Annotated in this window: 19 protein-coding genes and 1 riboswitch; of the genes, 16 read left to right on the top strand and 3 right to left on the bottom strand. The window is 45.9% G+C overall.

What is annotated here, in order from left to right; genetic code table 11:
* Positions 1 to 185 precede the first annotated feature (185 nt).
* The 6 genes from ACFSVM_RS13470 to ACFSVM_RS13445 all read left to right on the top strand — a co-directional run bounded on the left by ACFSVM_RS13470 (position 186) and on the right by ACFSVM_RS13445 (position 5,947).
* Complete coding sequence (locus tag ACFSVM_RS13470; protein ID WP_076312769.1) at positions 186 to 1,736, top strand: ABC-F family ATP-binding cassette domain-containing protein; 1,551 nt, start codon at positions 186 to 188, stop codon at positions 1,734 to 1,736.
* Between the two features lie 76 nt (positions 1,737 to 1,812).
* A riboswitch (TPP riboswitch) is annotated at positions 1,813 to 1,923 on the top strand.
* A gap of 197 nt (positions 1,924 to 2,120) precedes the next feature.
* A complete protein-coding gene (locus tag ACFSVM_RS13465; protein WP_076312768.1) occupies positions 2,121 to 2,765 on the top strand; it encodes a thiamine phosphate synthase in 645 nt (214 codons plus the stop codon).
* Between the two features lie 14 nt (positions 2,766 to 2,779).
* Complete coding sequence (thiO, locus tag ACFSVM_RS13460) at positions 2,780 to 3,919, top strand: glycine oxidase ThiO (protein WP_379262689.1); 1,140 nt, start codon at positions 2,780 to 2,782, stop codon at positions 3,917 to 3,919.
* A complete protein-coding gene (gene thiS / locus ACFSVM_RS13455; protein ID WP_379262687.1) occupies positions 3,916 to 4,119 on the top strand; it encodes a sulfur carrier protein ThiS in 204 nt (67 codons plus the stop codon). Before thiO ends, thiS begins: the two co-directional genes overlap by 4 nt.
* Positions 4,120 to 4,121: 2 nt before the next feature.
* The gene (locus tag ACFSVM_RS13450; protein ID WP_076313509.1) at positions 4,122 to 4,889 is read left to right on the top strand and encodes a thiazole synthase; all 768 of its coding nucleotides are present in this window, start codon (positions 4,122 to 4,124) and stop codon (positions 4,887 to 4,889) included.
* Positions 4,886 to 5,947, top strand: coding sequence for a thiazole biosynthesis adenylyltransferase ThiF (locus tag ACFSVM_RS13445; RefSeq protein ID WP_379262685.1), 1,062 nt, complete (start codon positions 4,886 to 4,888; stop codon positions 5,945 to 5,947). The genes ACFSVM_RS13450 and ACFSVM_RS13445 overlap by 4 nt, the downstream gene beginning before the upstream one ends.
* A gap of 64 nt (positions 5,948 to 6,011) precedes the next feature.
* Here ACFSVM_RS13445 and ACFSVM_RS13440 read toward each other — a convergent pair whose 3' ends face one another.
* Positions 6,012 to 6,653: a thiamine diphosphokinase gene (locus tag ACFSVM_RS13440; protein ID WP_379262683.1), complete on the bottom strand. Its 642-nt coding sequence runs from the start codon at positions 6,651 to 6,653 to the stop codon at positions 6,012 to 6,014.
* Positions 6,654 to 6,789: 136 nt separating this feature from the next.
* Between ACFSVM_RS13440 and ACFSVM_RS13435 the strand changes: the two genes are divergently transcribed.
* Positions 6,790 to 7,446: a trimeric intracellular cation channel family protein gene (locus tag ACFSVM_RS13435; protein WP_076313508.1), complete on the top strand. Its 657-nt coding sequence runs from the start codon at positions 6,790 to 6,792 to the stop codon at positions 7,444 to 7,446.
* Positions 7,447 to 7,488: 42 nt separating this feature from the next.
* Positions 7,489 to 7,956, top strand: coding sequence for a low molecular weight protein-tyrosine-phosphatase (locus ACFSVM_RS13430; RefSeq protein WP_379262681.1), 468 nt, complete (start codon positions 7,489 to 7,491; stop codon positions 7,954 to 7,956).
* Between the two features lie 184 nt (positions 7,957 to 8,140).
* Here the strand turns inward: ACFSVM_RS13430 and ACFSVM_RS13425 are convergent, their stop codons facing one another.
* Positions 8,141 to 8,875, bottom strand: a complete 735-nt coding sequence (locus ACFSVM_RS13425; protein WP_076312762.1) for an alpha/beta hydrolase — start codon at positions 8,873 to 8,875, stop codon at positions 8,141 to 8,143.
* Positions 8,876 to 9,134: 259 nt separating this feature from the next.
* On the opposite strand from ACFSVM_RS13425, the gene pdhA reads away from it, so the two are divergent.
* The 8 genes from pdhA to ACFSVM_RS13385 all read left to right on the top strand — a co-directional run bounded on the left by pdhA (position 9,135) and on the right by ACFSVM_RS13385 (position 20,236).
* Positions 9,135 to 10,202 (top strand): pyruvate dehydrogenase (acetyl-transferring) E1 component subunit alpha, encoded by a 1,068-nt coding sequence (pdhA, locus tag ACFSVM_RS13420; protein ID WP_047910617.1) that lies wholly within the window; start codon positions 9,135 to 9,137, stop codon positions 10,200 to 10,202.
* 82 nt (positions 10,203 to 10,284) lie between these two features.
* Entirely contained in the window at positions 10,285 to 11,265 is a 981-nt protein-coding gene (locus ACFSVM_RS13415) for an alpha-ketoacid dehydrogenase subunit beta (protein ID WP_076312761.1), read from the top strand.
* Positions 11,266 to 11,379: 114 nt separating this feature from the next.
* Complete coding sequence (locus tag ACFSVM_RS13410) at positions 11,380 to 12,690, top strand: dihydrolipoamide acetyltransferase family protein (protein ID WP_090724079.1); 1,311 nt, start codon at positions 11,380 to 11,382, stop codon at positions 12,688 to 12,690.
* 4 nt (positions 12,691 to 12,694) lie between these two features.
* The gene (gene lpdA, locus ACFSVM_RS13405; RefSeq protein WP_076312759.1) at positions 12,695 to 14,110 is read left to right on the top strand and encodes a dihydrolipoyl dehydrogenase; all 1,416 of its coding nucleotides are present in this window, start codon (positions 12,695 to 12,697) and stop codon (positions 14,108 to 14,110) included.
* 258 nt (positions 14,111 to 14,368) lie between these two features.
* On the top strand, positions 14,369 to 15,163 hold the full coding sequence (locus ACFSVM_RS13400; protein WP_076312758.1) for a thymidylate synthase: 795 nt from the start codon (positions 14,369 to 14,371) through the stop codon (positions 15,161 to 15,163).
* A gap of 19 nt (positions 15,164 to 15,182) precedes the next feature.
* Positions 15,183 to 15,668 (top strand): dihydrofolate reductase, encoded by a 486-nt coding sequence (locus ACFSVM_RS13395; protein ID WP_379262677.1) that lies wholly within the window; start codon positions 15,183 to 15,185, stop codon positions 15,666 to 15,668.
* A 377-nt stretch (positions 15,669 to 16,045) separates the two neighbouring features.
* Positions 16,046 to 17,533, top strand: coding sequence for a glutamate synthase subunit beta (locus ACFSVM_RS13390; RefSeq protein ID WP_076312756.1), 1,488 nt, complete (start codon positions 16,046 to 16,048; stop codon positions 17,531 to 17,533).
* A gap of 369 nt (positions 17,534 to 17,902) precedes the next feature.
* A complete protein-coding gene (locus ACFSVM_RS13385) occupies positions 17,903 to 20,236 on the top strand; it encodes a type IA DNA topoisomerase (protein ID WP_379262674.1) in 2,334 nt (777 codons plus the stop codon).
* A gap of 113 nt (positions 20,237 to 20,349) precedes the next feature.
* Here ACFSVM_RS13385 and ACFSVM_RS13380 read toward each other — a convergent pair whose 3' ends face one another.
* The gene (locus tag ACFSVM_RS13380; protein ID WP_379262672.1) at positions 20,350 to 21,102 is read right to left on the bottom strand and encodes an HAD family hydrolase; all 753 of its coding nucleotides are present in this window, start codon (positions 21,100 to 21,102) and stop codon (positions 20,350 to 20,352) included.
* Positions 21,103 to 21,125 lie beyond the last annotated feature (23 nt).

Below are 21,125 nucleotides of genomic sequence, written 5' to 3'. Positions count from 1 at the left end.
GACTCCCAAAATCTTAGTATCAGTGAGCCTTCAAATTATGCTAATATATCATATTAGATGGATTGAGCTTTAGAGATTTCAGCAAGCTTGAAAAGTTTGCATACATCTCTAATCTTCAATGAATATTCGATTAAATATCAGAGACTAAAGGCGAATGCCATACAAGATAGGAGTAACTGCATTATATGAGTTTATTGACTGTAGAAAATGTCAGCCACAATTTTGGAGATCGCACATTATTTAAAAACGTTTCCTTCCGCTTACTGGCGGGCGAGCATGTGGGATTGGTCGGTGCGAACGGCGTAGGTAAATCAACGCTGATGAATATTTTGACAGGACAGCTGCTGAAGGACAGCGGCAAAGTAGAGTGGACACCGAAAGTCCGCTACGGATACCTGGATCAGCATACCAAGCTGACACCGGGCAAAACCATTCGTGACGTATTGAAGGACGCCTTCCTGCCTTTACTTGAACTGGAAAAAGAAATGATGGTCATTACCGAGAAAATGGCGGATGCCTCTCCAGAGGAATTAGAGCTGCTGCTTGAAGAAATGGGCGAGATTCAAGAGCAGCTGGATATTGGTGATTTTTATTTGATTGATGTCAAAGTAGAAGAGATGGCGAATGGGCTTGGTCTGAATGCGATAGGACTTGACCGTGACGTATCAGCCCTTAGCGGTGGACAGCGGACGAAGGTGCTACTAGCCAAGCTGCTTCTTGAGAAGCCTAACGTTCTTCTCCTGGACGAGCCTACGAACTATTTGGATGTTGAGCATATTGAATGGCTGACTCGTTATTTGAAGGACTATCCATATGCCTTCATGCTGATCTCACATGATACAGAGTTTATGAATCAGGTCGTGAATGTCATTTATCATCTTGAATTTGCGAAGCTGACCCGTTATTCGGCGAACTATAACAAGTTCCTTGAGATGGCTGATATCAACAAGAATCAGCATATTGATGCTTACGAGAAGCAACAGGAATTTATTAAGAAGCAAGAGGATTTTATTCAGCGAAATAAGGCTCGATATTCAACCTCAGGACGGGCGAAGAGCCGTGAGAAGCAGCTGGATCGTATTGAACGCATTGATCGTCCTGAAGAAGCGGCCAAGCCGGTGTTTGGTTTCAAGGATGCCCGCGCAAGCGGCAAGACCGTATTTGAAGGCATCGATTTTGAGATTGGGTATGACTATCCACTGCTTCCCAAAATGACCATGACGATTGAGCGGGGAGATAAGATTGCCATTGTCGGATGTAACGGCGTTGGTAAATCCACGCTTCTCAAGACAATTCTCGGAAAAATTCCTGCGCTGAGCGGGAAGACTTATCTGGGGGATTTCCTATTCCCGGCTTATTTCGAACAAGAAGTACGTCCTGGCAAAATTACACCAATTGATGATGTATGGAATGAATTCTCTCATTTGAATCAGCATGAAGTACGTGCGCATCTTGCGCGCTGTGGTCTTAAGAATGAACATATTACAAGACCGCTGAACATGCTGAGCGGGGGAGAACAGGCCAAGGTACGTCTATGTAAGCTCATGATGCGCGAGACGAATTGGATTCTATTCGATGAGCCGACCAATCACTTGGATGTGGTAGCCAAGGAAGAGCTGAAGCGTGCACTCAAAGAATTCAAAGGCACGGTATTGCTCGTTTCCCACGAACCGGATTTTTATGAGGATTGGGTAACCAAGACCTGGAATGTAGAAGAATGGTCAACTAAAGTTTAAAATCCTAGTCAAGTTAAGACTTTCCAAATCCTTGCTTATGTGTTAACATATTCAACGTAATTCTACAACTGTATAGTAATTTCACTAGGGGGGCTGCACGTGAGCGGCTGAGATGGAATGAATCGATTCCGGACTCTTTGTACCTGATCTGGGTTATACCAGCGTAGGGAAGTGGGAACTGATAGGATGCTAGAGCGCAGGCTTCATGATTCATCGATAGTGATACGCTCTGTAGATTTCATGTATCAGTCTTTGTTGCATTTTATCAATGTAAACTTAACCACTTCCATTAGGAAGTGGTTTTTTTGTTGCCGCGATGGCTTGCGGGACATGCGGGGATTTACCCACAGGCTTGTTTTCTCAATAAGGAGGTGATCTATCATATTGAAGCCCGAATTTGAACTAGAACTACATGTGATCTCTCCCTCCTCATCCCCATCTGACTGGATTCCCATATTCTCTACCCTATGGCCTTATACGACGGCTGTACATATCCGGGATAAAATCAGCAACGTGAAGGAAATCGAACAGTTCATAAATACCCTGATCCTTCATCACATTCCAGTGAGTAAGATAGGGCTTAATCGTCAAGAGGATCTGGTATACGAGTATGAGCCAGCCATTCTCCAAATCGGGATGAAGGAGCTTTATCAGATCGAGTCTCTCAAGAGCTCTATGACAAGACGTGGGATCACAAAGACACGTATTGGCGTATCTGTCCATTCCCTCCAGGAGGCAAAGCAGGCTGAGCACCTGGGAGCTGATTTTTTATTGTACGGTCATATTTATCCTTCCTCTAGTAAGCCGGGTGCTGCTCCGAGAGGAGTCGTCTCATTACAGCGGGTTTGTATGGAGGTGCATATTCCGGTTATTGCGATAGGAGGAATTAAGCCGACAGATATTGATGAACTCGTTAATGCAGGAGCATCAGGTATCGCTGTGATATCCGGAGTGATGAATGCAGCAGATCCGCTTGGTGCAGTGCAAGAATATCATCAAGCACTTTGTCGTTATGGACCGATCAAGTAAGGAGGAAGACGGATATGCAAGATTACGAGCAAAACGTGGATACCGCTCGCAGGTCAGAGTTTATCGTGGTTGGCGGAGGGATTATCGGTTCAGCCATTGCTTATTTCTTGGCAAGGGATGGTAAGGATGTTCTGCTGTTGGAGGGAGAGGGGATGGCATCGGGAGCTTCAGGAGCTGCTGCAGGTATGCTGGCGCCGCATTTAGAATCATTCGCAGTTCCTGCGCTAAAAAATTTGGCTGAACGCAGTCTTAAGCTAATCAAACCTTTAATTGATGATTTATCCGCTCTAACTCCTATCGATGTCGCATTGAATAGTGCTGGTTTTGTCTCACCGTTTATGAATGATTCTATGGAATCCATGAAAACGGATTATCAAGAGTACTGGAATCCACTCAAGCTTAGAAGGGAGATTCCCGCGATCTGTGACCAAGCAGAAGGCGCTTATTATTATCCTGATCAGCTTCAGCTGCTGCCTGCCCAATTGAATAGAGCTCTGATTGATGGAGCTAGGGTCAAAGGTGCACGTTATCTGGAGCAACAGCCCGTGGTTTCACTTAATATTCGGAATGGAAACGTTTGTGGTGTCGAAACATCAACAGGAAGCTACGCTTGTGACAACATCATTATCGCATCAGGACTCGGACTGGGTATCAGAGGGGGGCTGTCCAGCCTGGGGATCGATCTTCCTACAGTAGCTGTCAAAGGTGAAATTGTAGCCGTTTACTCACCTGAGATCAGATTGGATTATACCATTTATACACATGATGTTTATCTTGTACCTAAGCCAGGAGGGGAGATATGGATTGGGGCGACGAGCCTCCCTTTTCATAACGATAAGACGGTATCAGTAAAAGGAATACTTCAACTGCTCCAGAAGGGAAGCAAATGGATTCCGCAGCTTGAACACGCTGCTTATGCTCGTTGCTGGGCAGGACTCAGACCACAAACGATCGATGGATTGCCTTATATCGGCCAGTACAAAGGGATTACAGGTTTATACATTGCGGCGGGGCATTATCGTAATGGAATTCTTCTAAGTGCAGTAACAGGAGAAATGATCAGCAGACTTGTCGCGGGTGAGAGTGAAGAAGATCTCGGAATAACCGAATTCTCACCTATGCGAAGCTTGGAGAAAGGCAGGTTGGTTCATTGAAGCTATTCATTAACGGACAACATAAGCCAATTAACGATTCTATTATCTCAGTTAGCGATTTAATAGATTCTCTTGAGTTAGGTGTCAAAACGGTGGTGGTTGAGTGGAATGATCAAATATTAACAAAAGATTTGCATTCCACAACGAAGCTTACAGACGGAGACAAGATCGAGATCGTTCATTTTGTGGGAGGCGGTTAATGATGCTTAATATTGGAAATTATAGCTTTGGTTCACGGCTGTTATTAGGTACAGGTAAATTTGATGATCTGCATGTTCAGCGTAAAGCAGTTGAGATCTCCGAGACGGAAGTGCTTACTTTTGCAGTACGCAGACTGAATCTTGAGAAGAAGGATGAACCGCATTTTCTGGATCAGCTCGACTTATCCAAGTATACATTATTGCCGAATACGGCTGGAGCAAGAACGGCGGAGGAAGCTGTGAAAATAGCCAGACTAGCAAAAGCCTCTGGACTATGTGATATGATTAAGGTAGAAGTGATCGGGGATCAGACAACACTACTTCCAGACCCGCTGGAAACATATACAGCCTGCGAAACACTGCTTGCAGAAGGGTTTATTGTACTGCCATATATTTCGGACGATGTAATGCTTGCAAAGAGATTGCAGCAGCTGGGTGTTCACGCGATTATGCCGGGAGCATCCCCAATAGGTTCAGGACAAGGACTTAATAATCCGAGGGCACTGGAGCTGATCATTGAACAGGCGGCTGTTCCTGTTATCGTCGATGCAGGTATTCGTTCTCCTCGGGATGCATCCTATGCAATGGAGTTGGGGGCGGATGCCGTTCTACTGAACTCCGCAGTGTCTGGAGCAGGAGACCCTGTGAAAATGGCGGAAGCGATGAAATACGCGGTATGGGCCGGAAGGAAGGCCTACGAGTCTGGAATGATCCCGGTCAAACGCTACGCATCGGCAAGCAGTCCGATGGAAGGGATGATTCATACGTGAATAGACAGGATTTGAGCACAAATGCGTTAACCATACCTGATCGATACTCGAGACAGGAGCTGTTCGCGCCATTTGGCAAAGAAGGACAGCAGAAGCTGAAAAACAGCCATGTGGTCGTTGTTGGAGCAGGGGCACTTGGAACGGGAATTGCGGAAACGCTGGTTCGTTCGGGCGTAGGTCGTATAACGATCGCTGACCGTGACTATGTTGAATGGAGCAATCTCCAGAGACAGCAGTTGTTCAGTGAAGCAGATGCAATGTCCCGTCTTCCTAAAGCGATTGCTGCCGAGAACCGGCTTCGGCTTATTAATTCGGAAGTGCATATTGATGCTTATGTTCTGGATGTAGGCGCAGAGGAATTAGAAGAATTGGTTACAGGCTCGGACCTGATCATGGATGCCACCGATAATTTCGATACCCGTCTGATCATTAATGATATCGCCCAAAAGCACAGTACGCCTTGGATATATGGGGGATGTGTCGGCAGCTACGGTATTACATATACCATTTTACCTGGGAGAACCCCTTGCCTGAATTGTCTGCTGGGTGAGGTCCCGCTTGGTGGAGACACATGTGATACGGCAGGAATTCTTCCGCAGGCGGTCCAGATGGTCACTGCGAATCAGACAGCTGAGGCGTTCAAGCTCCTTACCGGAAACGATGAGGCGCTGAGAAGAAAGCTTCTTTCTTTTGACATGTGGCGCAATGAATATACTACGATTGGTGTTGATCTGGCGAAAAATCCGAGCTGCCTCTCCTGCGGGCATGAGAGAACATATCCTTATCTAAGTGCAGCAAATACCGATCGAACCGATGTGTTGTGTGGGAGGGATACGGTACAGATCAGGCCTGCACGCAGAAGAGAGCTTAACCTGCAAGAAACGGCCGATCGTTTGCGCGGTCTTGATCAAGGCAAGGTTGATGTGAATCCTTTTCTTGTCTCTTTTCAGCTAAAAGAAAAGGTTCGACTGGTCATTTTCAAGGATGGAAGAGCACTGGTTCATGGAACGAAGGATGTAGCGGAAGCACGAACGATTTATCATCGATATTTTGGCTGACTCAATATAGCTGTAAAACAAAACAAAAATCCATTCCGAATCGAATGGATTTTTGTTGTTATATTTAATCCTTGCTCTGAATGACAAGCAGAATGCCTTCCTTAATGCGTATCGTACCTGTTGAGTTTACAATTTGATTGCTGATCCCTAGTGAATCTCCGATGGACAGTACTGCGCCTGACAGAGGGTACATAAAGCCATCCAGATCAATACCGCGAACCTCAGTCGTTAGAGGGATTAGAGATATGTAGTCATATTCGCTCTTATGTAAAGTAATACGAGAATCCGTTGCAGTAATCAGGTTGTTTCGGTTTATGATGCTGCAGCGTACACCTTGCTTGAGGGTCTTGGATAAGATCTGTATATTCGCCAGCGTATGATCGAGTCTCGAGCCTGTTGCGCCAAAAATAACAATTTCGGCTGGATGAAATGAGTAGGCATATTTTAGAGCAAGCTCTGTGTCAGACAGGTCCTTATCAATGGGATCACACCTGACGACTTGGTGACTGTATTCTTCAATGCGCTTATATTGCTCCTCCGATACAGAATCAAAATCTCCAACCGCAATCGTAGGCTTGAGCTGCTGATTGACTAAGTACCAAGCGCCGTAATCGGCACCAATTAAGATGTCGTCTGCATTCAGCTTCTCAATATATTCCTCATGAAGCTCCCCGCCTGTAAAGATGGCAACTCGTGTGTTCAGCATTTGGTCACTTCCTTGCTACTTGTTATTCTTTTGAGTATAGTCCACAAATAAAGGTTGCACAAATGGATCGCCCTTGACTACAATGATACAAGTATTGAATATGACTTAATGAGTGAGGTATAGATCGTAAGTGGAAATGAATGTGTTTGAGATCTTTAGTATTATAGGCACAATTGCTTTTGCCATGTCCGGGGCGTTCGTTGCGATGGAAGAGGATTATGATATATTAGGCGTCGTCGTTCTCGGTATGGTTACGGCATTTGGCGGCGGAGTCATACGAAATATATTGATTGGTGTCCCCGTTACTACCTTGTGGAGTCAAGGCACGTTTATTATGCTTGCATTGTTCTCGATAGCAATCGCATTTATTCTGCCAAACTCATGGATCGGGCATTGGAAGAAGACAGAAATGTTCTTTGACGCGATAGGCTTATCGGCATTTGCCATTCAAGGCGGACTCTATGCTGCGGATATGAATCATCCGATCAGTGCGGTGATTGTTGCAGCAGTGTTAACAGGGATTGGCGGCGGAATTATTAGAGATCTGCTGGCTGGACGCAAGCCGCTGGTGCTCAGAGATGAAATTTATGCAGTGTGGGCTATTCTTGCCGGCTTGATGATTGGACTTCATATTGCGGAAGATACAGTAAGTTTACTCATTTTGTTTAGTGTGGTTGTCTTCTTCCGTATGCTGTCTGTCCACTATCGATGGAGGCTGCCGAAGCGTACGCTGCAGACGGTTGAGAATGAAGCTCCGGTTACACCAAGTAAGCAGCACACTATGAATAAATAATATATTTGTTGTATAGCGTGGAAGAAGGGAAGAGTGCAAGAAATGATTCGTGTATTATTCGTATGCTTAGGCAACATTTGCAGATCTCCGATGGCGGAGGCTATTTTTCGCCACAAAGTAAAAGAGAGAAATTTAGAGAAACACATTCTCGTAGATTCTGCTGGAACAGGGGACTGGCATATTGGAAAGCCTCCTCATGAAGGGACACAAAAGATTTTAAATCTGCATTCGGTTAGTTTTGAAGGGATGACCGCAAGACAGGTTACAAACAGCGACTTCGGTTCCTTCGATTATATCGTGTGCATGGATAACTCGAATGAGCGAAATGTCCGTAAATTACCCGGTGCAGAACAAGCGAACATATTAAAATTCATGGATCTACTTCCTGATGAACCGCATAGAGAGGTGCCAGATCCATACTACACGGGTAATTTTGATGAGGTGCATAGACTGATTGATTTGGGGAGCGACGTGCTGCTCGATAGAATAACGACAGAGAAGTTGAAATAAAAACAGGCCGGCTCAAGGCAGAGCCGGTTTTTTTGTGTCAACAATTGGTGTATGATAGAACCTGGAATGTAAACGTTAACAAAGATTATGTGCAAATCGGAGAGGACGAAGAGCTCCTGCCGAGCTAAATCTGTTTAGAACAGCTGCTGTGAACTACTTCATCCCCATACCCGAAGTGAATGTATTATTGTTTATCGAGGAAGTATTCGAGCGCGTCGGGCAGCTCATTTTGCCAGAAGCCCCACTGATGGCGGCCGTCTTTCTCTGTATACTTCACTTTTGCACCACGCTCTTCTAACAACTCACGAGTATCCTGATTCATTTCTACGAAGTTGAAGATGCCATGATCCGTCTCGAAGCGATCTTCTTGCAGTCCCACGATCATCCAGATGCTGAGCCATGACAGATCGGTGGACTGTGCATACAGCTCTTGGGATTCGGGGTAAAAGGCACCGGACAAGCTGATAACCTTGCTGAACATTTCTGAATACATAAGCGCAATGTGAAGCGAAACACTGCCGCCGAGAGAGTCCCCGGCAAGAATTCTTTCCTCTTTTGTACGCCGAACCGGATATTTTTGCTCGATATAGGGAATGATTTCTTTCGCAAAGGCAGAAGTGTAAGCCTCAAATTGTTCTCCAAAAGGGGCATACTCCTGAGTACGAGTTTTTATGTCAACTTCAACGCCGACAATGATAAAAGGCTCTACACCTTCATCTAAGATCAAACGATTGGCGGTAGTAGCTATACGGCCGAAGTTGAAAAACTCCTCACCGTCCTGACAGTAGACGACAGGATAGCTTAATACTTCATTGTAGCCCGGCGGGAGGTAGATCCGGAGATTTCTTTTTGCGTTTAAAAACCGGCTTTCAATTTCATCCTTCAGGATGGTTCGTTTCAAATAGCGAGAATCCGTCATAAATCGTCACCTTTCTTCGTCTATGTTTTGCATTCGTTTTAACAATAAGATAAGATTAACCCTAGTTGCTCGGCTAGTACAAGCAACAGGTTTTTTCCACAACTGTTATACTAATATAAAACAACTGTTATACATACAAACAAAAGAAAAACTTGAAAAAATCAACGTTTATCTTTGACGTATGTGACAAAACAGGTGTATAATAATTCTATAACAGCGGAACTTGATATTCAAATTTTTTGTTGAGGTGAAGAAAAAAATGAGCAAGGTTCCTTATGAAGTTTATACAGAGGATGTAGAGGCTCTCTCCGTATTGTCTCCTGACGGTGAAATCGTTAACAAAGACAAAATGCCTGAGCTGTCCGATGATCAATTGAAAGAAATTATGTACCGTATGGTATTTACACGTACTTGGGACGACCGCGCAGTTAACCTGGGCCGCCAAGGGCGTCTTGGATTCTACGCTCCAGTATCCGGTCAAGAAGCTTCCATGATCGGCAGTGAGTTTGCCATTGAGAAAGAAGATTACGTAGTACCTGGCTACCGCGACATTCCGCAGCTTGTATGGCACGGTCTTCCGCTGTATCAAGCCTTCTTGTACTCCCGTGGACATCAACATGGTGGTCAAATTCCTGACGGCGTAAACGTTATGATGCCGCAAATCATCATCGGTGCTCAAATTTTGCATGCGATGGGTATTGCTATGGGCTTTAAACTGAAAAACCAAAAGAACGTTGCGATCACTTACACGGGTGACGGCGGTTCTTCTGAAGGTGACTTCTACGAAGGTCTGAACTATGCAGGTCGTTTCAAGCTGCCGGTTATTTTCTTCGTACAAAACAATGGCTATGCCATCACAACACCTTTCTCCAAACAAACTGCAGCTCTGTCTATTGCACATAAAGCAGTAGCAGCTGGTATCAAAGGCATCAAAGTTGACGGAATGGACGTATTTGCAGTAATCACCGCTGTTAGAGAAGCTGCTGAACGTGCTCGCAATGGAGAAGGCGCTACTTTGATTGAAGCAGTGACTTACCGCTACCGTCCGCATTCCCTGTCTGACGATGCTTCCAAATATCGTACAAAAGACGAAGAAGGCGAGTGGAACGAAAAAGATCCAATCAATCGCCTTGCTAAGTACCTGGAGAAAAAAGGTCTCTGGACTGAAGAAGATACAGCTCGCGTGAAAGATGAAGCGAAAGCGAAAGTGAATGATGAAATCAAACGCGCTGAGAAAACAGAAAAAATGACAATCCCTGGCTTGATTGACAGCATGTTCGAGCATACTCCAAAACATCTGGAAGAGCAAAAAGCTGATTTTCAATAAAACTTTGGTGTAAGTAATCGTTCCGCTGACCCGGAACTCATATAGGCACGAACTGTTAAATGTTTAAGGAGGATATGAAGCAATGGCACAAATGAACATGAAAGAAGCAATCCGCGACGCCATGCGCGTCGAGCTTAAACGCGATCCGAATGTCTTGATTTTCGGTGAAGACGTGGGTAATGTCGGCGGTGTATTCCGTGCGACGGAAGGTTTGCAAAAAGAATTCGGCGAAGAGCGCGTATTTGATACACCCCTTGCAGAGTCCGCTATCGGTGGTCTGGCAGTAGGTCTTGGTGTGACGGGCTTCCGTCCAGTTGCAGAGATCCAATTCGTAGGTTTTATTTTTGAAGCACTTGACCAAATGGCGGTTCAAGCTGCACGTATGCGTTACCGCTCCGGCGGCCGCTACAACTCCCCGATCGTGTTCCGTACACCTTTCGGCGGCGGCGTAAAAGCAGCTGAGCTTCACACAGACTCCCTCGAGGGTTTGCTCACGCAAACACCGGGTATTAAAGTAGTAGTTCCTTCTAACCCTTATGATGCAAAAGGTCTTCTGATTGCGTCTATCCGTGATAACGATCCAGTATTCTTCATGGAGCACTTGAACCTGTACCATGCTTTCCGTGCAGAAGTTCCAGAAGAAGATTACACAGTAGAGCTTGGTAAAGCGAACGTGGTACGTGAAGGTTCTGACGTAACGATTATCGCTTACGGTATGATGGTTCACACTTCTGTTAAAGCAGCTGAAGAACTGGAAAAAACAAAAGGAATCAAGGCAGAAGTTATCGATCTTCGTACGATCAGCCCGATCGACATCGATACCATCCTTGAGTCCGTTAAGAAAACAAACCGTGCTATCGTGGTTCAAGAAGCTCAAAAGAGCTCCGGCGTAGCAGCTGAAGTCATTGCCCAAATCAATGAAAAAGCGATCCTGCACCTGGAAGCACCTGTACTTCGTGTGGCTGCTCCTGACACGGTTTATGCATTCGCTCAAATTGAGGACTCTTGGCTCCCAACTCCTAATCGCGTAATTGATGCGGTTAACAAAGTACTCGAATTCTAATAATTAGATGAACGAATGGACGAATCGTTCGTCCTAAACAGCATAAGGAGCTGAAGTATCAGCTCCTTATGTACAGTTCTTCTATGTAGTCATCTAAAGTAGGAGGTAATACAAGTGGCAAAATTTAATTACAAGTTCCCTGAGCTCGGTGAAGGTCTTCACGAAGGCGAGATCATCAAAATGCACATCAAACCAGGTGATAAAGTAACTGACGACGATATCATCATGGAAGTACAAAATGACAAGGCAGTCGTAGAAGTTCCTTGTCCAGTTAACGGTACAGTACAAGAAGTATTCGCTAAAGACGGCGACATCTTCACTGTAGGTGCTGTTGTGGCTGTAATTGATGCAGAAGGCGATATTCCTGAACAAGAGGAAGAAGAGCAAGCATCTCAAGAAGCTGACGCAGCTAAAGGCGGAGCTGATACAACTTCTTCTCCTGCAGCAAGCAGCCCAAGCGAAGCAAAAGAAGGCGGAGAGAAAGAAGTATCTTCTGCATCTGCAAAAGAAGTTCTGGCAACTCCAAGCGTTCGCAAATTTGCTCGTGAGCAAGGCGTTAACATCGCTGAAGTTACAGGTACTGGCAACAACGGTAAAGTAACGAAAGAAGATGTTGAAGCATTCAAAAATGGCGGCGGTCAAGCAGCTTCTGCACCAGCAGCATCTGCAGCTGAAGAAACGAAAGAAGCAGCTAGCGCACCGGCAGCAGCAGCGAATGCTCGTGCTGAAGAAGAGCGTGTACCATTCAAAGGTATCCGTAAAGCTATTTCCAATGCGATGGTTAAATCTGCATACACAGCACCACACGTTACAATCATGGACGAAGTGGATGTAACTGAGCTGGTTGCTTTCCGTACTCGCATGAAGCCAATCGCTGAGAAAAAAGGTACAAAAGTAACTTACTTGCCATTCATCGTCAAAGCACTTATTGCAGCTACTCGCGAGTTCCCTGTAATGAACGCAATGATCGACGAGCAAGCTAACGAAATTGTTTACAAAAAATACTACAACATCGGTATCGCTACAGATACAGACAACGGTCTGATCGTACCTGTTATCCATGACGCAGATCGTAAGAGCATCTGGATGATCGCGGACAGCATCCGTGATCTTGCTTCCCGCGGCCGTGATGGCAAACTGTCCCCTAACGAAATGAAGGGCAGCACAATTTCCATCACGAACATTGGTTCCGCAGGCGGTATGTTCTTCACTCCGATCATTAACTTCCCTGAAGTTGCAATTCTCGGAACTGGACGTATCAGTGAAAAAGCGGTAGTTAAAGACGGTCAAGTGGTAGCAGCTCCAGTTATGGCTCTGTCCCTAAGCTTCGACCACCGTATTATCGATGGTGCAACAGCTCAAAACTTTATGAACTACATTAAATCCCTGCTCGCTAATCCCGAGCTGCTGGTAATGGAGGTATAAAAACATGGTAGTAGGAGACGCTTCTCTCGATATTGATACTCTAGTCATTGGTGCTGGCCCTGGTGGTTATGTTGCTGCAATTCGTGCGGCACAGCTTGGACAAAAAGTGCTTATCGTTGACAAATCCGAGCTTGGCGGTGTGTGTCTGAACCGCGGTTGTATTCCTTCCAAAGCTTTGATCTCTGCAGCACATGCATTTGAGAATGCAAAACACGCGGATCAATTCGGTGTAACTGCTGAGAATGTAACAGTGGACTTTGCAAAAACTCAAGAATTCAAAAACGGCGTTGTTAAAAAGATGACTGGCGGCGTAAGCTCCCTTCTTAAAGGCAACAAAGTTGAAATATTCAACGGTGAGTGCATGTTCATTAACGAAAACGAAGCGCGTGTATTCAATGATCATGAATCTCCGCGTTACCGTTTCAAAAATGCAATCATTGCAACAGGTTCCCGTCCAATCGAACTGAAGCCATTCCCGTTTGGCGGACGCATTCTGTCCTCAACAGAAGCTCTGAACCTGCAAGAAGTACCTGGAAGCATGATCGTTATCGGCGGCGGCTACATTGGTGCTGAGCTTGGTCAAATGTACTCCAAATTCGGAACGAAAGTAACCATCATCGAAGGTATGGATACAGTGCTTCCTGGATTTGACAAAGACATGACTACGCTTGTTGCGAAGAACATGAAGAAAACAGGCATCGAAATCGTAACGAATGCAAAAGCAGAAAGTGCTGAGCAAACGGACAAAGATGTTACTGTTAAATACAGCGTAAACGGCGAAAGCAAAGAAATTACAGCTGACTACCTGCTCGTAACTGTAGGACGTCGTCCTAATACAGATGGTGAGCTTGGCCTGGATCTGATCGGTGTTGAAACAGACGAGCGCGGCTTCGTTAAAGTTGACAACCAAGGTCGTACGAACCATAAGCACATCTTCGCAATCGGCGACATCGTTGCAGGTCTTGCACTTGCACACAAAGCTTCTTACGAAGGTAAAGTAGCAGCAGAAGTTATCGCAGGAATGCCGTCTGTTGTTGATTATAAAGTAATGCCAGCAGTTGTGTTCACGGATCCTGAGTGCTCCAGCGTGGGTTACACTGAAAAAGAAGCAAAAGAGAAAGGATACAAAGTTAAATCCGGTAAATTCTCTTATGCAGGTAACGGTCGTGCCGTTTCCCTTGGACATCCTGAAGGCTTCGTGAAGCTGGTTGCTGACGAAGAAACAGGTCTTGTACTGGGCGGACAAATCGTTGGTCTGGAAGCTTCAAACCTGATTGCTGAAATCGGTCTTGCGATTGAGATGGGTGCTACGCTTGAGGATATTTCCTTGACGATTCACGCGCATCCAACACTTGGTGAAATCGTAATGGAAGCATCTGAAGTGGTACTGGGTCATCCAATCCACACAATGGTACGTTAATTAGTCACACTAAAGTTTCATTCATTAAACAGCATGCATTGATTTGGAGGCAAGAGAGCCATTCGTTCTCTTTGCCTCTTTTTTTCTGCTGACTGACCATGTTCCACATGGTAAACTGTTAAAATAGTGAATCCAATTCATAATACCTTTAGCTGCTTTATGAAATAGATTCTAGTGTTTTTACTATGATATAAATGACATCACATATTGAACTTCTATACTTATGGAATGGTTACTCAGAAAGGGGCAAGGTTTGTTGTGAAGGACTATCAAGAGCTGCTTAGAGATATTTTAGAGCATGGAGTTAAAAAAGAAGATCGCACCGGAACCGGCACGATCTCTGTCTTTGGACGTCAACTTCGGTTTGACCTGTCGAAGGGATTTCCGCTTGTTACCACCAAGCGTATTCATCTTAAATCTGTCATCCATGAGCTGCTATGGTTTATTAGTGGGGATACGAATATCCGATATCTCAAAGAAAACGGAGTTCGGATCTGGGATGAATGGGCCGATGAGAATGGAGATTTGGGACCTGTATATGGTTCACAATGGAGGGCTTGGGAGACTCCAGAAGGACAGTTTATTGACCAGATTGCGAATGTCATTGATTCAATTAAAAACAATCCGGATTCCAGAAGACATATTGTCAGTGCCTGGAACGTAGCCGAGATTGAGCATATGAAGCTGCCACCGTGCCATTTTGTGTTTCAATTCTATGTAGCCGGAGGCAAGCTGTCCTGTATGTTAACGATGCGTTCGGTTGATACCTTCCTGGGACTTCCATTTAATATTGCAAGCTATGCACTTCTGACACATATGGTCGCACAGCAATGTGACCTCGAAGTCGGCGACTTTGTATGGTCTGGTGGAGATGTTCATATCTATCTGAACCACCTGGAGCAAGTGAACACTCAGCTGGCGCGTGAGCCGTACCCATTGCCGACGCTTGTTATTAAACGCAAGCCGGATTCTATCTTCGACTATAAATATGAAGATTTTGAGTTTGAGAATTATGAGCATCATCCGGCCATTAAGGCACAGGTATCTGTCTGATTAGAATAGGAGGTGTACCATGGGAATTACGATGATATGGGCGATGAGCGCTAACGGTGTAATTGGCAGGGACAATGGCATGCCTTGGCGGCTTCCGAAGGATATGGATTTTTTCAAAGCACAGACCACTGGGCACACCATCATTATGGGCCGTAAAACCTGGGAATCCCTTAGGGGCAGAGCACTGCCTAATCGCCGAAATGTTGTGCTTACTCGTCAAGCGCTGGAGCTTCCGGGCGCTGAAGTGATTCATTCGGTTATGGAGGGTGTTGAGCTTGCGAAAGAAGAGGAATTGTTCGTCATTGGCGGTGCCAAGGTATATGAGGAGTTTCTACCTTATGCAGATCAGCTCATCGTCACCCGAATTCGTGAAACGATCGATGGAGACACCTACATGCCCGATATCAACTGGGATAAGTGGGATTTGACGGAAGAGATCCAAGGTGAGAAAGATGAGAAAAATCCATATGAGTTTTCGTTCCAATTTTATAGAAAAATCGTGTGAACAGCTTAAGTGGTAAGTTGGTACAAACACTTTTTGTGAAAACCCTGATAAATAAAATCGATCATAAGTTGACGCGATTTGTGATGAATAATACAAATTATTGTGCGCATAGTCCATTTAACATCAGGATTTGCGGGTGCTACTATAGTTGAAATATAGATTTAGGTGAGTTTCTGAATGTTGTTCTATGATAGGGATAATAGCTGTTTGTACATAAGGATTAAAAATTCGTTATTCCGATAAGTACAAATTATGCTTTTTTGTGATACAATAGTCAAAAACTCTACACGAACTGTCAACTATAGCGCTATTGTTCGGATTTTATAGGATAGCCCGTATCGTTGATGCAGATGAGAATGGATGGGGGAAATTGTAACATGTCTACACCTACAGGATTTATGGAGTATAAAAGACAGCTGCCGGCTGACAGACCTCCCGAAGAGCGGATTAAGGACTGGGAGGAATTCCACAAGCACATGTCAGAAGAAGAACTCCGTACTCAAGGTGCACGATGCATGGATTGCGGAACACCTTACTGTCACACCGGAATCGATATGATCGGGGGAACTTCAGGCTGCCCGGTGCACAACCTGATCCCTGAATGGAACAATCTTGTTTACCGTGGTCTCTGGAAGGAAGCGCTTGACCGTTTGCATAAGACGAACAATTTCCCTGAGTTTACGGGTCGAGTGTGCCCTGCCCCTTGCGAAGGTTCTTGTACGGTGGGCTTGATTGGTCAGCCTGTAACGATCAAGACGATAGAGGAAGCTATTATTGAAAAAGGATTTGAAGAAGGCTGGGTCGTTCCGAATCCGCCTGAAAAACGGACGGGCAAACGTGTAGCAGTCGTTGGATCAGGTCCTGCGGGACTTGCAGCAGCTGCACAGCTGAACAAAGCCGGGCATTTCGTGACGGTCTATGAGCGTGCCGATCGCGTCGGCGGACTGTTGACTTATGGTATTCCTAGCATGAAGCTGGATAAAGGTGTTGTAGAACGCCGTGTGAATCTGCTAAAAGCAGAAGGTATTACGTTCATTACGAATACGGAGATTGGTAAGGATATCTCTTCCCAGGAGCTTACGGAGCAGTATGATGCCGTTGTATTGTGCGGAGGAGCGACGAAGCCGCGGGAGTTCAATATTGAAGGAAGCGAGCTTAATGGTGTACATTATGCGATGGACTTCTTGAATGGAACGATCAAGAGCTACCTGGATTCCAATCTTGCCGACGGGAACTATATTTCTGCAGAAGGCAAGAAGGTCATCGTCATTGGCGGCGGCGATACGGGATCTGACTGCGTTGCCACTTCACTGCGTCATGGCGCCAAAAGCGTGACTCAATTCGGTACTCATGATAAGGCACCGCTTGAACGTGATCCGATTACGAATCCTTGGCCGCAATTCCCTAACGTGTACACGCTCGATTATGCTCAAGAAGAAGCAAAAGCCGTATTTGGCAACGATCCGCGTGAATTCTCCATCATGACAACCAAATTTGTCGGTGACGAGAAGGGTAACCTGAAGGAGCTGCATACCGTACAAATTCAGCGTATCGTCGATGAAACAGGCCGCAAAATCTACCAGCCGATCGAAGGCACGGAGCGCGTCTTTGAAGCGGATCTCGCTTTTATCGCCATTGGTTTTGATGGACCGGAGCAAACGATTCCTCAGCAGCTCGGACTGGAAACGACTCGGCGTTCGAATGTCAAAGCCCGCTATGGCAAATATACGACGAATGTCGATAAAGTATTTGCAGCAGGTGACATGAGACGTGGACAAAGCCTTGTCGTATGGGCAATTAACGAGGGACGCGAAGCCGCTCGTGAAGTGGATAAGTACCTGATGGGCTCCACTGTTCTTGTATAATTTATAACTTTGTAACAGAGATATTGCTATTATCTTTATCATCATATCAGCCCCTATCGAACCTTTCCCAGGTTCATAGGGGTTTTTGCTTCTCCCACTCTTAACTTGATGTTCTCGTTTTTTGAAAAGTTGTTCAGCTGTATGTACAGTGTAGGGAACGAAATGGGGCTGAGGGAGCGCAGCGGGCAACTGGCGTCCAGCAGACCCATTCGTTCACGGAACGGCGCCATACAGCAATCATGCTTGAAACTTACGAAACATCAAGTTTTCTGCTATAATGAGGTTACTTAGAAGCAAGGAGCTTCCGTCAAAATATGAGGGAAGCTCCTTTTTGGCTCGTACAGGGCTAAATTAGGGAGGAACGGACGGATGAAGACGCTCATTATCGCGGAAAAGCCCGACATGGGACGAACGATAGCAGCCGTGGTGGAACCGCGTGCCAAAAACAACCGAACGTATCTGGAGGGAGAAAGGTACATCATTACTTGGGCGATTGGCCATCTGCTGGGACTGGCTCAGCCGGAGGCATATGACTCCAAGTATAAGAGATGGAGTATAGATGATCTGCCCATCATACCGGATCGATTCAAGATTGTACCGAATCCGAAGACGAAGGATCAGCTCAAAACCATTGGGGAGCTCGCGCGAAGGGCGAATCTGATCATCAATGCGTGTGATGCAGGGCGTGAGGGTCAGTATATATTCGACCTCATTCAGCAGCAGCTTAAGCTGAACCAGCCTGTTAAGCGGCTATGGATTTCGGATTTGACCGCAGAGAGCATTAAACGCGGCTTCGACCAGCTGCATGACGCGTCGGATTTCTATCATTTGACGGAAGCGGCAAGAGCACGGAGCGAGGCAGATTGGCTGATTGGGATGAATGCATCCAGAGCCTTTACCACTAGACATAATGCTCTTCTGTCCGTCGGCAGAGTACAAACTCCTGTTCTTGCCCTTATTTATGACCGGGAGAAGGAAATTGAAGCCTTTGACTCGCAGACTTACTACGAAGTCGCAGCCACCTTCAAGCAGGACAAGACGGAGTATCGAGGGGTATGGCAAGGAGATCGGCTGACGTCGAGTGAAATAGCCCAGAATATAGCGGACAAGGTCAAGGGTAAGCCGGGTCGCATTGCCAAATACGATGTGAAGAATACGAAGGAATATCCGTTTAAGCTGTATGACCTAACGCTATTGCAGCGAGAGGCTAACGCCAAGTTTGGTTTTCCTGCCAAAAAAACATTGGATATTGCCCAGGCATTGTATGAGAAGCACAAGGTTATTTCTTACCCGCGGACGAATTCGAATTATGTGACCGAGCAAAATATTGATGGCATGCAGAAGACACTTCAGCTTCTAAAAAATGGGCCATACGCCGAGCTGGCGGGAGAAGCGAATCCTTCACTCGTGCACAAAGGTAATCGAAGCGTCTGCAATCCGCAGCGGGTCGAGGATCATCACGCGATTTTGCCAACACTTAAAAAAGCAGGCTCCTTAAGTAAGGATGAGAATCAGATTTATGATCTGATCGTGCGCCGTTTTCTATCCCATTTCTATCCTCCGGCAGAGTATAAGCAGCATACCGTGTTTACGGAAGTGGAAAAAGAGACCTTCAAAACGAATGTGAAGGAGCTGCTCTCCTTAGGCTGGAAGGTTGTTCTGCCACCCGAGGATACCGCTGCCAAGAAGCGCCGCAGTAAGAAAGACGGGGAAGATGAGGAGCAGGAGGAGCATACGTCTGAACCTTTCCATCTGAACAAAGAGCAGCCGGTCTCATGCAAGAAGAGCGAAATGAAGGAGAAGCAAACCCAGCCGCCTAAGAGCTACACGGAAGGAACTCTGCTGAAAGCGATGGAAAGTGCAGGGAAGCAGATTGAAAATGATGAGCTTCGAGATGCAATGAAGGATGCAGGTCTGGGAACACCAGCGACAAGAGCGGCGACTATTGAACGGCTTAAACAGGTTGGTTACATCCAGCTGACGGGCAAGAAGATGACGATTACGCAAAAAGGACGCACCGCTATAGAATTAATACGCAGTGCAGGAGTCGATCTGCTCGCTTCTCCCGAAATGACAGGACAATGGGAGCGCAGGCTGAATCAAATATCCAAGGGCGAGGCTGCACAGGACAAGTTCATGGACAATGTTAAACGGTTCACGATCTCCATTATTGAGAAGGTCCGTGTTCAGCAGCCTGCAGCAAAGGACGCTTTTGGTGATGAGGATATGAAGAAGAGAGGCAGAGGAAGCCGCAGCACTAAGGGCACCAAGCGAGGGACAAGCGTGTCAGCATCAGCTGGTTCGAGTAAAATGTCTACGTCGAATACTTCCTCTACATCCAAAGGAAGTTCAGCTTCCCGAGTATCGACTACTCCAAATGCTCCTTCGGCAACCCGCACAACGACTACAGCCAAGACTTCTAGTAGGCGCACCGCACTCGGCAGCTGCCCGCGCCCGGGCTGCGGCGGGACGATCATTGAAGGCCGGAAAGGATATGGCTGCAGTCATTTCAAGCAAGGCTGCGGATTTGTCATATGGAAGGATTTTGCCGGCAAACAAATCTCAGAGAAGATGCTTGAGTCATTACTATCCAAAGGCAAGACACAGCTGCTATCATTCAAGACAAGTACAGGAGCTGTCAATAAAGCCAGAGTGGTACTGGCAGACGCAGCATCTGGGAAGTTGACGCTAGAGCGTGAGTAGACGCAGTTGATCCCGGATCAAACGAGTACCTAACCCACATTACAAAAAGAACTGTCTCACTCCCCAAACAGCAATCTTGAATGGGAGAGGACAGTTCTTTTTTAAATTACGCCTTAATTTTGCAGACCGGATAAGTATCCTTGAATTACATCAGGAACATCGACCAGCTTCTTGATCGTGTATAAGGAATAATTGTCCGGCTTGTTCAGCTGAATTACGTTATATTGCCATTCCACGTCCTGCTCGATGTAGATTGCATGGATTCCTGCAGATATTGCAGGCTCAATATCCGTACGCAGCGAGTTGCCAATCATCCAGGTGACGGAGCGGTCAAAATTCCCCTTCTGCATGATGGCTTCGAGTGCCTCGATATTTTTGTGCTTCGTAATGTAGATTCGATCATCAAAGTACTCGCCAAGCTTCATTTGGTCGATTTTGCGCTGTTGGATCATACGCTCTCCACCTGTATACAGATGGAGCGTATGACCCTGGTCACGGAGCAGCTCCAGCGTTTCTACCATGCCAGGATAAGCTTCAACCTCCTGTTCGTATACGCTCATACCAAGCGATTGGAGCTGGGCCTGTTCATCCTGGTCAATGGCTCTGTGAACTTTTTTGGAGAAAAATACGTATGTATCAATCAGGGATTGTGGAAAGTGCTGGGAAGCGAAGCCGAAAATTTTAACCCCGGACACATCGATCTCTATTTGCTTCGATCTCACTTCATCAATCGTAATGTTGTAATCGCAAAACCATTCCTGCATGAGTTCGTAAAACGCACCGAGCGTTAAATTGAAGTATTTGTTGCAGTGTATGAGTGTATCGTCAAGATCAAATATAATCTGCTGCGGTACGTAGGATTTCATTATTTTCACTCCTTGCTGATCTA

Source organism: Paenibacillus shunpengii, from assembly GCF_042684905.1.
GTDB classification, from domain to species: Bacteria; Bacillota; Bacilli; order Paenibacillales; family Paenibacillaceae; genus Paenibacillus; species Paenibacillus shunpengii.
The sequence above is the reverse complement of the archived record's forward strand: the minus strand, read 5'-3'. Positions and strand labels throughout refer to the sequence as shown.

Coding starts and splice junctions, on each gene's coding strand:
- ACFSVM_RS13440 (WP_379262683.1), bottom strand. CDS start 6,653: ATGCTGAACACACGAGTTGCCATCTTTACAGGCGGGGAGCTTCATGAG.
- thiO (WP_379262689.1), top strand. CDS start 2,780: ATGCAAGATTACGAGCAAAACGTGGATACCGCTCGCAGGTCAGAGTTT.
- pdhA (WP_047910617.1), top strand. CDS start 9,135: ATGAGCAAGGTTCCTTATGAAGTTTATACAGAGGATGTAGAGGCTCTC.
- ACFSVM_RS13450 (WP_076313509.1), top strand. CDS start 4,122: ATGCTTAATATTGGAAATTATAGCTTTGGTTCACGGCTGTTATTAGGT.
- ACFSVM_RS13415 (WP_076312761.1), top strand. CDS start 10,285: ATGGCACAAATGAACATGAAAGAAGCAATCCGCGACGCCATGCGCGTC.
- ACFSVM_RS13435 (WP_076313508.1), top strand. CDS start 6,790: ATGAATGTGTTTGAGATCTTTAGTATTATAGGCACAATTGCTTTTGCC.
- ACFSVM_RS13425 (WP_076312762.1), bottom strand. CDS start 8,875: ATGACGGATTCTCGCTATTTGAAACGAACCATCCTGAAGGATGAAATT.
- ACFSVM_RS13390 (WP_076312756.1), top strand. CDS start 16,046: ATGTCTACACCTACAGGATTTATGGAGTATAAAAGACAGCTGCCGGCT.
- ACFSVM_RS13385 (WP_379262674.1), top strand. CDS start 17,903: ATGAAGACGCTCATTATCGCGGAAAAGCCCGACATGGGACGAACGATA.
- ACFSVM_RS13380 (WP_379262672.1), bottom strand. CDS start 21,102: ATGAAATCCTACGTACCGCAGCAGATTATATTTGATCTTGACGATACA.
- ACFSVM_RS13395 (WP_379262677.1), top strand. CDS start 15,183: ATGGGAATTACGATGATATGGGCGATGAGCGCTAACGGTGTAATTGGC.
- ACFSVM_RS13430 (WP_379262681.1), top strand. CDS start 7,489: ATGATTCGTGTATTATTCGTATGCTTAGGCAACATTTGCAGATCTCCG.
- ACFSVM_RS13470 (WP_076312769.1), top strand. CDS start 186: ATGAGTTTATTGACTGTAGAAAATGTCAGCCACAATTTTGGAGATCGC.
- lpdA (WP_076312759.1), top strand. CDS start 12,695: ATGGTAGTAGGAGACGCTTCTCTCGATATTGATACTCTAGTCATTGGT.